Origin of the sequence: Xanthomonas sp. SHU 199, assembly GCF_000364665.1 — a bacterium.
GTDB classification, from domain to species: Bacteria; Pseudomonadota; Gammaproteobacteria; order Xanthomonadales; family Xanthomonadaceae; genus Xanthomonas_A; species Xanthomonas_A sontii.
This window is the reverse complement of the sequence record NZ_AQOI01000209.1, coordinates 1-11,252: the sequence shown is the minus strand read 5'-3', so window position 1 is coordinate 11,252 and position 11,252 is coordinate 1. Positions and strand designations below refer to the sequence as shown.

The 11,252-nt window shown below is 71.9% G+C and carries 7 protein-coding genes; 4 read left to right on the top strand and 3 right to left on the bottom strand.

Features of this window, described 5'->3' with window-relative positions; genetic code table 11:
- Nucleotides 1-879, top strand: an 879-nt coding sequence (locus tag D183_RS28160) for an ankyrin repeat domain-containing protein (protein WP_017908636.1), incomplete at its 5' end; no start/stop codon positions are given.
- A 312-nt stretch (nucleotides 880-1,191) separates the two neighbouring features.
- Here D183_RS28160 and D183_RS0108540 read toward each other — a convergent pair.
- Nucleotides 1,192-3,078: a S8 family serine peptidase gene (locus tag D183_RS0108540; RefSeq protein ID WP_017908635.1), complete on the bottom strand. Its 1,887-nt coding sequence runs from the start codon at nucleotides 3,076-3,078 to the stop codon at nucleotides 1,192-1,194.
- Nucleotides 3,079-3,141: 63 nt separating this feature from the next.
- Entirely contained in the window at nucleotides 3,142-5,478 is a 2,337-nt protein-coding gene (locus D183_RS0108535; protein ID WP_017908634.1) for a YadA family autotransporter adhesin, read from the bottom strand.
- 213 nt (nucleotides 5,479-5,691) lie between these two features.
- Between D183_RS0108535 and D183_RS0108530 the strand changes: the two genes are divergently transcribed.
- Nucleotides 5,692-7,050, top strand: coding sequence for a sensor histidine kinase (locus D183_RS0108530; protein ID WP_039726625.1), 1,359 nt, complete (start codon nucleotides 5,692-5,694; stop codon nucleotides 7,048-7,050).
- 51 nt (nucleotides 7,051-7,101) lie between these two features.
- Here the strand turns inward: D183_RS0108530 and D183_RS0108525 are convergent, their stop codons facing one another.
- Nucleotides 7,102-7,812, bottom strand: coding sequence for a response regulator transcription factor (locus D183_RS0108525; protein ID WP_017908633.1), 711 nt, complete (start codon nucleotides 7,810-7,812; stop codon nucleotides 7,102-7,104).
- Between the two features lie 121 nt (nucleotides 7,813-7,933).
- Between D183_RS0108525 and D183_RS0108520 the strand changes: the two genes are divergently transcribed.
- Both D183_RS0108520 and zwf read left to right on the top strand, forming a co-directional pair.
- The gene (locus D183_RS0108520; protein WP_017908632.1) at nucleotides 7,934-9,724 is read left to right on the top strand and encodes a glycoside hydrolase family 15 protein; all 1,791 of its coding nucleotides are present in this window, start codon (nucleotides 7,934-7,936) and stop codon (nucleotides 9,722-9,724) included.
- A partial coding sequence (gene zwf / locus D183_RS0108515; protein WP_017908631.1) for a glucose-6-phosphate dehydrogenase occupies nucleotides 9,721-11,252 on the top strand: 1,532 nt, incomplete at its 3' end. The genes D183_RS0108520 and zwf, both read left to right, overlap by 4 nt.

The following is an 11,252-nucleotide window of genomic DNA, read 5'->3' as shown; positions in this document are numbered from 1 at the left end:
TGGCGCCCGCTGCGCGAGGCCGACGTGCCGGCCGCGGCGATGGTCGGCGACGCCGAGGCGATCCGCCGCCTGATCGACCTCGGCCTGCCGGTGGATGCGGTGGACGCGCAGGGCTGCACCGCGTTGCTGCGCGCCGCCGGCGGCGGCCATGCCGAGGCGGTGAAACTGTTGCTGTCGCGCGGCGCCGATCTGCAGCACGCCGCGGCCAGCGGCGCCACGCCGCTGTCGGCGGCGGTGAGCATGCGCCAGACCGAGATCGTCGCGGCATTGCTGCAGGCCGGCGCGCAGATCGAACACCGCCTGCCGGGCGGGGTCACCGTGCTGATGCTGGCCTGCGCGCTGGGTCTGCCGGACATCGCCGCGCGGCTGCTGGCCGCCGGTGCCGACGTGCATGCCGGCGACGCCCAGCAACTGGCCCCGCTGCACTGCGCCGCGCTGTACGGCTTCACCGCGCGCGACAAGTCGCGCCTGCTGGCCCTGCTGGACACGCTGCTGCTGGCCGGCGCCGAGGCCGACCGCGGTTCCGCCGGCGGGGTGACGCCGTTGCTGTTGCTGCTGGGCGCGCGCGCTGAACCGGGCACGGCCTGCGAGGAGCCGGTGGTGCTGGCCGGCGTCGAGCGCCTGCTCGACGAGGAGGTCAGCCTGGAGGTGCAGGATCCGCGCGGCTTCGGCCCGCTGCACCTGGCTGCGCTGCACGGCCTGCCGCTGCTGGTGCAGCGCCTGCTGCGCGCCGGCGCCGATCCGGAACTGCGCGATACCTTGAACCGCACCCCGCGCGAGATCGCGGTGATGCGCGGCTTCGTCGACGTCGCCGGGCAGTTCCAGCCGGCGCTGCCGGGAGTGTCGTCGATGGCGCGGTTCCTGCGCGAAAGCCGCTAACGCTCTTCCTTCTCCCACCGGGAGAAGGTGGCCCGGAGGGCCGGATGAGGGTCGGATGAGGGTCGGGCGCCGCCTCGCCTCGCCCATTGCACCGCGCCTCGTGCCGCACCCTTCACCCCAACCCCTCTCCCGGTGGGAGAGGGGCTTGCGGTCTCGCGCCGTACCGCCGTGCACCATCCAGCAAAAAATGCCCGCCGGAAGGCGGGCGAACTGCGTCATGGTAGGCACGTCGCTGCTTTCGGAACCGCTGCGGGAGGTTCTCCTCCCGCGCACGTGGCGCGGCTGCGAACGGCGCCGCCGCGCGATCGGGCGTTACTGCCGCCCGACCAGGGTCAGGCCGCTGTAGCTGCCGCTCAGGCGCACGTAGTAGGTCGTGGCGCTGGACGGGGTGAGGCGCACCGCCTGGGTGGTGCCGGCACGGGTGGAACGCGCGTCGTAGCTGCTGCTGGTCGGCGTCTTGCCCGCCGACACGTACATCGCCACGTTGCCGGTGCCGCCGAAGGTCATGAAGCTGACCACCGTGCCGGCCGCGGCCTGGAAGCTGTACAGCGCATCGCCGCCCTGGCTGCCGATGCCGCGCATCTCCACCTTGTTGACCAGGGTCTTGGTCGGCGGCACGCAGCTGCTGTCGGATGGATCGCACGGCGGGGTGGTGGCCATCTGCAGCAGCATGTCCACGTCCAGGATGCCGGCGCCGATCGGCGTGCTGGTGGGGATCGCCACCGGGAACGGCCGCGCGCTGGCGCGCAGCAGGTCGCGCATGCCGGTCCAGCTGAAGGGCGTCTTGGCCACGCTCTGCACCATCGCCACCGCCGCGGCCACGTGCGGGGAGGCCATCGAGGTGCCGGCCATGCCGCCGATCTGCCAGTCGCCGGTCGGGCTCTGGGTGCCGCCGTTGATCACCTGGAAGATGTAGCCGTTCGGGTTGCCGTCGACGTCGCCGCCACCGCCCGGCGCGGCGATGTCCACGCGCGTGCCGTAGTTGGAGTAGCTGGCGCGGCCGCCGTTCACTCGCGAGGCGCCGACGCTGATCACGCCGTTGCAGGAGGACATGGTGTACGTGGCGGCATTGGCGTTGGAGTTGCCGGCGGCGACCACGATGATCGTGCCCTTGGCGTTGATCTGGTCGATCGCGTCCTGGTAGATCTGCGGGCAGGTGTCCGGCGCGCCGCTGCCCAGGCTCATGTTGATCACCTCGGCCGGGTTCGGGTTGGTCGGCAGGCCGGCCACCGGCAGGCCCGCGGCCCACAGCATGCCGTCGGCGATGTCGCTGCCGAAGCCGCCGCAGGAGCCGAGCACGCGCACCGGCACGATCTTGGCATCGTAGGCCAGGCCGGCCGTGGCCAGGTTGTTGTTGGTGACCTGGGCGATGGTGCCGGAGACATGGCTGCCATGCCACGAACTCGGCGCCGGCGCATTGCCGGACGCGCCCAGCGCGGTGCAGTAGTCGGCTTCCACCCAGTCGCCCAGGTCGTAGCCGCCGGCCACGCGACCGTCCGTGTCGCGGCGCGAGACGCGGTGGTCGGTGATCATGTCGTAGCCGGGCAGCACGTTGGCGGCCAGATCCGGGTTGTCCTTGACCACGCCGGTATCGACCACCGCCACCACCACGCCCTTGCCGGTGGAGCGGGTCCAGCCCTGCTCGGCGTTGACCCCGCCGACCGGGTCGTGGAAGTTCCACTGCAGCTTGGCGTAGGCCGGATCGTTGGGGGTGGTGGAGGCGGCGGCCGCGATGGCGGCCGGCAGGCGCACGCTGGCCTCGTCCAGGCGCCGGTACAGCCGATCGACCTGCACCGACACCACCGACGGATCGGCCTTCAGCTCGTTGATGAAGGCGGTGCGCTCGCTGTCGCTGAGGTGGCGCGAGGTCTGCACCACATGCCAGCCCGGCACCGCCATGTCGCGCAGCACCTTGGCGCTGACGGCGCTGCGCAGCGTCAGGCCGTCGCTGCCGATCTGCGCGCGCTGCATGCCGCTGCGCGCCACCGCGCTGCTGAGGGTGCTGGCCAGCAGGCTGCGCGCCTGGCTGCCGCCGTCACGGGTCTTGACGATGAAGCGCTGGCCCAGGTCGTTGGCGCTGGCCGATTGCGGCACCGGACCTTGCACACCGCCCAGGCCGATGGTGGGGGAGGCCGCCTGCGCGCCACCGGCGAACAGGACGGCGGCGAGGGCAGCGGCGAGCGTATTGGAAGACATCATCTGCGGATCCTGGAAAGAGAGGTGAGAAGAAGAAAACGGCGGCGCGCGCGGCGCCGCGTGACGTCACAGATCGATGCCCACGCCGATGCCGGCCGAGGACTCGCCGCTGCTGAACGCGCCGCCCAGGCTGAACGAGGCGCGCGCGCCGATCTTGCGGGCATAGCCGACCGACAGCGCCTGCTGCCCGCCCTGGAAGCCGGCGCCGACCGACACGCGCCCGCGCGGGCTCTGCGTACCGGCGGCGTTGACCGCCATGTTGAGCATCGCCGCGCTCATCGCACCGAGCCGGTCCATGCGCCGGTCCATGCCGTCGAGGCGATGCTCGGTGTCGGTGCGCAACTGGTTGAAGCTGTCGTCCAGCGCGGTGATGCGGGTGTTGGTGTAGGCGTTGGCGCTGCTCAGGGTGGCGCTGTTGCCGGCACGCATCTGCGCCACATTGACCGCGTCGGTGTCGGCGCTGCCGGCGGCGACGTTGGCGACCTGGCGTTCGTTGCCGGCGCTGCCCACCGAGACCGTGTTGGCGCGGTTGGCGACCGAGCCCTGGCCCAGCGCCACCGAATTGGCGGCGCTGGCCGAAGCGCCCTGGCCGAGCGCGGTGGCCGAGGCGGCCGAGGCATTGGCGCTCTCGCCGAGCGCGACCGCGTTGGTCGCCACCGCGGCGACGCGGGCGTTGGCGCCGACCGCGGTGCTGCCGTCGGCATTGACCGTGGCGTTGCCGCCGATGGCGGTGTCGTTGGGGCCATAGGCCAGCGCCTGCGCGCCCATCGCCAGGCCGTTGTTGCCGTTGGCGGTGGCCCCGGAACCCACGGCCACGGCATTGGTGCCGGCGCCGGTGCTCGGCGCGCTCGCCGCACCGTCGCCGCCGCCGACGCTGATGCCGCCGGAACCGCCGATCGTGTTCAGGCGGTTGCCGAAGCCGGTGAGGGCGGTGTCGAGCGCGCCCATCGCCGAGCCCAGGTCGGTGTAGTGCGTGCCCTGCACCAGGTAATTGCCGCCGATCAGGTTGCCGTTGGCGTCGACCACGCTGCCGGCGCCGAACGCGGCGGCGACGTTGCGCAGCTGCGCCAGGTTGACCGCGTCGGTATCCATGGTGCCGGCGGCCAGGTTGGTGAGCTGGCGCTCGGCGCCCGCTGCGCCGATGGACACGGTGTTGTCGCGTTCGGCGACCGAACCGGCGCCCAGCGCCACGCTGTTGTTGGTGATGGTCTGCTTGTCGTTGACGAACTGCGAGTTGCCGACCCGCGCGCCGGGGCCGATCGCGATCGACTGGTCGCCGAACACATCGGACTTGGTGCCGATGGCGATGCTGTCGTAGAACAGCACCGGCGTATCGAGGAAGAAGTTGCCGTTCCACACCATGCCCCCGCCCAGGGCCAGGCTGCGGGTGCCGCCGGCCCAGGAGCGGTTGCCGAGCGCGGTGGAGCCGACGCCGCCGGCAAACGCGGCCGGGCCGACCGCGGTGCCGTCGTCGTTCTGGGCGAACGCGCTGGGGCCCATGGCCACGCTGTGGGTGCCCCAGGCGCGTGCGCCGTTGCCGAAGGCGGTGGCCCACTCGGCGGTGGCCTGGCTCTGCGCGCCCACCGCCACGGCGGCGTACTGGTTGGCCACCGCGGTGGTGCCGACGGCGACGGTGCGGTTGGCGCTGGCTTCGGCCAGGGCGCCGACCGCGGTGGAACTGTAGGCCGTGGCCAGCGCGCCGCCGCCCAGCGCGGTGGACAGCGGGCCGGTGGCCTGCGTGGCCTGCATTTGGGTGCCTTCGGCGCCGAAGCCCGGACTCATCTCCTCGCCCACGTCGACGATGCCGCCGACGGCGACGCTGGAGCGGTCGCTGGCGATCGCGCCGGCGCCGGCCGCCACGTTGTACTTGCCGCTGGCCTGGGCGCCGGCGCCCAGCGCGGTGGCGGCCAAGCCGGTGGCCGAAGTCTGCTGCAGGATCACCACGCCGTTGGGCTGGTAGGAGAAATCCAGGTCGAGCATGCCGCCGACGGCGGTGGTGGAGACCTCGGTGGCCAGGCTGTTGTGGCCCACCGCCACCGCGTGGTTGGCGTAGCCGACCGCACCGCCGCCGAGCGCGATGGTGCCGGTGCCGACCGCCGAGGCGGCCTCGCCGGCGGCCAGCGCTTCGTCGCCGTCGGCGTCGGCGCCGGCGTTGCTGTCGGCGCTGCCGGTGGCTTTGAAGTAGACGCTGGGGTCGTAGGTGGTCGCGGCCGGCGTGGCGCTGGCGTCGCTGGCCGTGGCGTCGGTGCCGGTGGACTGGGCTGTGCCGGTCGTCGTGGTGGTCGGCGTCTGCGCCATCGCCGTCGAAGTCAGGCACAGCGCGCAGGCCAGGGCCAGGGTGCTGTACGCGCGGGGAATCGGATGACGGGCGGCGGTGCCGCGCAGGGAAGAGCATGCGTTCATGGCGATCTCGGGCTGAAAAAACGGCAGGGCAGAAGGTGACGTCGGCGGCGCGTGTGCGCCTCCGCATCGGTCTGGAGTGGTCTGGAAACAGCGCCGTCGTCCCCGGGCGTGTTCCGTCATGCGAACTTAGGCCCGCCGTCACCGGCTTGTCACCTGCAAGTTCTCGCATGATCATCATCGGATTCTCACTGAACGGGAATGGAGCACGGCGGCATGGCGAAGGCGTTCTGGAACTGGCTGGGCCGCGCGCCGCTGGTGGACGAGGTGGATCGGCGCAATGCGCGGGTGATCCAGTTGCTGCTGCTGTTCCTGGCGGTGACCATTCCCGCCACGATCGTGGTGGCGGTGGTGCTGGCCTGGCCGGAGCTGCGCGGGCAGCCGCTGCCGCCGGGCATGCTGATTTCGTTGACCATGAGTCTGCTGATCGGGGTGTGCGCGGCGATCGGCTTCGTGCGCGTGCGCCATGGCGCCCTGCGCGGCGGCGTGCGGCTGCTGCTCGGGGCGATGCTCGGCTCGTTGCTGGTCAACGCCGCCATCCACGGCTTCCAGCGGCAGTTGCCGGATCAACTGGCGCAGATGCTGGTGCTGATCCTGGCCGGCCTGGTGCTGGGGCGCCGCGCGCTGTGGGTCACCTTCGTCGCCTTGCTGCTGATGCTCGGCGTCGGCGTGGGCCGCGACGCCCTGGCCGAACTGGCCGGCGCGCCGGCGCAGGCGCTGTTCAACGTGCTGCCGGTGCTGTTCAGTTACCTGCTGGTGACGCTGCTGCTGGACCGCACCACCGAGGCGCTGCGCGAGAGCCTGCGCGAATCCAACGCGCGCGGCCAGCGCCTGCAGCAGGAGATGCAGGAACGCGAACGCGCACAGACCCAGCTGATCCACGTGCAGAAACGCGAGATCACCGAGCGCATGGCCAGCGGCCTGGCCCACGACTTCAACAACATCCTGGCGGTGATGTCCGGCTTCGCCGCCGCGCGCCACGACGACGACCTGACCAGCGACGCGCAGCGCATCGCACAGCTGGAGGACAGCCTCGCAGCGGTGGAGGCATCGGCCGAGCGCGGCATGACCATCGTGCGCCGGCTGCTGCGCTTCAGCCGCCGCGACGCCGAGCATGTCGAACGCTTCGACGCCGCGGCCGCGGTGGAGGCCTTGCAGCCGATGCTGCGGCAGTTGCTGGAAGCGCGGATCGTGCTGCGCTGCGCGCTGCCGGCGGCGCCGGCGCCGATCCGTTTCGAGCGCAGCCAGTTCGACCTGATGCTGCTGAACCTGGCCTCCAACAGCCGCGATGCGATCGCCGACCGCGGCCATTTCGACATCGCCGTGTCCAGCGAGGACGAGGGCACCGTCATCGAGGTCGCCGACGACGGCCACGGCATGCCGGCGGAGGTGGCCGCGCAGGTGTTCGAGCCGTTCTACAGCACCAAGCCCGCCGACAGCGGCACCGGCCTGGGCCTGGCGGTGGTACGCGATCTGGTGGTGCGCGCCGGCGGCCGGATCCAGGTGCACAGCACGGTGGGCGTGGGCACGCGCTTCCGCATCGTGCTGCCGCACGCCGATTCGGTGGCGATGTAGCGCCTGCCTGGATGGTCTGCGCGCCGCGGCGCCGCGCGCGCGCGGTGCGCGTCAGCCGGCGGGATCGAAGATGTAGCCCTTGCCGTGCACCGCGGCCAGCGGCAGCGGCTCGCCGCAGCGGCGCTGCACCTTGCTGCGCAGGCGGTGCACCATCGAATCCAGGCGGTGCGCGTCGAAGTCGTACACGCGGTCGGTGAGGGCGGCGATCAAGGCCTCGCGCGCCACCAGCAGGCCCGGTTGCTCGAGCAGGCGCAGGCACAGCCGGCGTTCGCTGCCGGTCAGCGCGGCGGCGGCGCCGGACGGCGACAGCAGGCACCAGCCGTCTTCGCTCACCTGCCAGCGCCCGCGCGCCGGCGCCGCAGGCGGGCGCCCGCTCACGCGCCGCGCCAGGCTGTGCAGGGTCGCGGCCAGCAGGTCGATTTCCACCGGCTTGGACAGATAGGCGTCGGCGCCGCCGGTCAGGCCGCGGATGCGGTCCTCGGTCTGGCCCAGACTGGTCAGCATGACGATGCCCAGGTCCGGGTATTGCAGGCGCAGCGCGCCTGCCAGGGTGAAGCCGTCGGTGTCGGGCAGGCCGACATCCAGCACCACGATCTCGGCGCCCTCGCGCTGCACCCGCTGCTGCAGTTCCGCGCCGGTGCCGCAGCCGTCGGCGGCGAAGCCGAAACGGCGCAGGCCCGGCACCAGGATGCGATCGCGCAGTATCGGATCGTCCTCCAGGACCAGAGTGCGCAGGGCGGCGGCAGCGGGATCGGAAGTCATGCGCAGCCGCAGTGTAGCCGCAGCCGGCCGCTTGCGCGCGCCTGAACGGCGCCGCGCGGCGATTACGCGACGCAAACACCGGCGCTGGCAGACTCGCCGCTCCTCCGCACCGGCGCCCACGATGGCCTCGCGAATCGAAGACTACGCCTTGCTCGGCAACTGCCGCAGCGCGGCTCTGGTGGACCGTCGCGGCTCGATCGACTGGCTGTGTCTGCCGCGCTTCGATTCCGATGCCTTGTTCGCCGCCCTGCTCGGCGAACCCGACCACGGCCGCTGGGCGATCGCGCCGCAGGGCGACTTCACCAGCACCCGTGCCTACCGCGACGGCAGTCTGGTGCTGGAGACGCGGTTCGAGACCGACACCGGCGCGGTGGCGCTGCTCGACTTCATGGTCGCCAGCCACGACGAGGTGATGCACAACCACGTGGTGCGGATCGTGCGCGGACTGCACGGCCGGGTGCCGCTGCGCATGCAGCTGCAGCTGCGCTTCAACTACGGCCGCACCATTCCCTGGGTGTCGCAGATCGAGGGCGGCCTGCAGGCGGTGGCCGGGCCGGACCAGATCGCGCTGCGCAGCCCGCAGGCCATGCACGGCCACGGCTTCGCCACCGAAGCCGAGTTCGTGCTGGAGGCCGGCGAAAGCACCTGGTTCGTGCTCAGCCACGGCGCCTCGCAGTTGGAGCTGCCGCCGTTGCTGGCGCCGGAGCAGGCGCTGGCGCAGACCGAGGCGTTCTGGCACGGCTGGTCGCACCGCTGCCTGCATGCCGGCCCGTGGACCGAGGCGGTGCGGCGCTCGCTGGTGGTGCTGAAGGGCCTGAGTTACCTGCCCACCGGCGCCATCGTCGCCGCACCGACCACCTCGCTGCCCGAACGTCTGGGCGGCGAGCGCAACTGGGACTACCGCTTCTGCTGGCTGCGCGATGCGGTGTTCACCCTGACCGCGTTGCGCGCGGCCGGCTATTTCGACGAGGCTGCCGCGTTCCATGGCTGGCTGCAGCGCACCGTGGCCGGCTCGCCCGACCAGTTGCAGGCGCTGTACGGCATCGGCGGCGAACGGCGCATGTCCGAATGGCAGGTGGACTGGCTGCCCGGCTACGAGGGCGCCTCGCCGGTGCGCGTGGGCAATGCCGCGGTCGGCCAGTTCCAGCTCGACGTCTATGGCGAGGTGATCGCCGCGTTCCACCGCGGCCACCACGAGGGCATGGCCACGGCGGTGCATGGCCGCTCGCTGGCGCGGCAGTTGCTGGAGGTGCTGGAGCAGCGCTGGCGCGAGCCGGACGAGGGCATCTGGGAGATCCGCGACAAGCGCCAGCACTTCGTGCATTCCAAGGTGATGGCGTGGCTGGCGTTCGACTGCGGCGCGCGCGACGGCGTCACCGATGCCGATGCCGCGCAACGCGCGCACTGGCGCGCGCTGGCCGACGAGATCCATGCGCAGGTGCTGGCGCAGGGCGTGCACCGCGACGGCTACTTCGTGCAAAGCTACGGCAGCGAGCGGCTGGACGCGGCGACCCTGCTGATCCCGCTGGTCGGCTTCCTGCCGCCGGACGACCCGCGCGTGGCTGCCACCGCCGACGCCATCGCCGCCCGCCTGAGCATCGACGGCCTGGTCGAGCGCTACCGCGCCGACGACGCCAGCGGCGACGGCCTGCCGGCCGGCGAGGGCACCTTCATCGCCTGCAGTTTCTGGCTGGTGGAGAACTACACGCTGCTCGGCCGCGGCGAGCAGGCGCGCGCGCTGTTCGAGCGCCTGCTCGCGCTGTGCAACGACGTCGGCCTGCTGGCCGAGGAGTACGACCCGCGCAGCGGCCGCATGCTCGGCAATTTCCCGCAGGGCTATTCGCACGTGGCGCTGGTCCACGCGGCGCTGCGCCTGCATGGCTTGATCGGCGAACAGGACACCCATCCATGAGCGATGCCTCCCAGACCACTCCTCCCTGCCTGATCGTGGTGTTCGGCGCCCGCGGCGACCTGACCCGGCGCCTGGTGTTGCCGGCGCTGTACAACCTGCGCCACAGCGGTGCGCTGCCCGAGGAATTCGCGGTGATCGGCGTGGACCACGGCGCGGTCAGCGAAGTAGCGTGGCGGCGCATGCTCGGCGATGCGATGCGCGGGCTGATGGCCGACCGCGACGCAGAGTTCAAGGCCGATGGCCTGGACGAGGAGGTGTGGGGCTGGCTGCGTTCGCGCCTGCACTACCTGCGCGGCGACTTCAACGACGCAGCCACCTATCGCAGCCTGGGCGCGCTGCTGGAGAAGATCGGCGCACAGTACCGCACCGGCGGCAACGTGCTGTTCTACCTGGCCACCGCGGCGCGCTTCTTCGCTCCGGTGATCGAACAGCTGGGGTCGGCCGGGCTGGTCAAGCAGGGCGCCAGCAGCGGCTGGCGCCGGGTGATCGTGGAGAAGCCATTCGGCCACGACCTGCAGAGCGCACGCGAGCTCAACGCCATCGTCGGCCGCGTGCTGGACGAGGACCAGGTGTTCCGCATCGACCATTTCCTCGGCAAGGAAACGGTGCAGAACATCCTCGCCTTCCGCTTCGCCAACGGCCTGTTCGAGCCGGTGTGGAACCGCGACCGCATCGACCACGTGCAGATCACCGCGGCCGAGACCATCGGCGTGGAAGGCCGCGGCGGCTTCTACGACCCCACCGGCTGCCTGCGCGACATGGTGCCCAACCACCTGTTCCAGCTGCTGGCGATGATCGCGATGGAACCGCCGGCGGCCTTCACCCCGGCGGCGATGCTGCGCCGGCGTGCCGAGGTGATCGAGGCGGTGCGGCCGCTGAGTCCGGCCGACGTGGTCCGGGGCCAGTACGCGGCCGGCGCGATCGGTCGCAACGCCGTGCCGGGCTACCGCGAGGAAGACACGGTGCCGCCGGATTCCAACACCGAGACCTATGTGGCGATGAAGCTGCAGGTCGACACTTGGCGCTGGGCCGGCGTGCCGTTCTACCTGCGCACCGGCAAGCGCCTGCGCGAGCGCACCACCGAGATCGCGATCCGCTTCAAGCCGGCGCCGCTGGCACCGTTGCGCAGCGCCGAGATCGGCGGCTACGGCCCGGACTGGCTGGTGCTGCACATCCAGCCGGACGAGGGCATCTCGCTGCAGTTCGACGTCAAGCGCCCGGGCGCGCGGGTCAGCCTGGCGCCGGTGCGCATGGACTTCCGCTACCGCGACTGGTTCCCCAAGGAATACACGGTGGGCTACGAACGCCTGCTGCAGGACTGCATGCATGGCGAGGCCGGCCTGTTCCAGGACGCGACCATGGTCGAGGCGGCCTGGACCATCGTGCAGCCGATCCTCGACGCCTGGCAGACCTCGGCCGACGAGACCCCGCAGTACCCGGCCGGCAGTGCCGGCCCGGCCGCGGCCGATGCGTTGCTGGCGCTCAACGGCGGCCACACCTGGCGCACCCTCACCGCCGGGCGCCGCCC

What these genes read in the sequence shown, in the direction of transcription:
- D183_RS0108535 (WP_017908634.1), bottom strand. Translation starts at nt 5,478, where the DNA reads ATGAACGCATGCTCTTCCCTGCGCGGCACCGCCGCCCGTCATCCGATT.
- D183_RS0108525 (WP_017908633.1), bottom strand. Translation starts at nt 7,812, where the DNA reads ATGACTTCCGATCCCGCTGCCGCCGCCCTGCGCACTCTGGTCCTGGAG.
- D183_RS0108520 (WP_017908632.1), top strand. Translation starts at nt 7,934, where the DNA reads ATGGCCTCGCGAATCGAAGACTACGCCTTGCTCGGCAACTGCCGCAGC.
- D183_RS0108540 (WP_017908635.1), bottom strand. Translation starts at nt 3,078, where the DNA reads ATGATGTCTTCCAATACGCTCGCCGCTGCCCTCGCCGCCGTCCTGTTC.
- D183_RS0108530 (WP_039726625.1), top strand. Translation starts at nt 5,692, where the DNA reads ATGGCGAAGGCGTTCTGGAACTGGCTGGGCCGCGCGCCGCTGGTGGAC.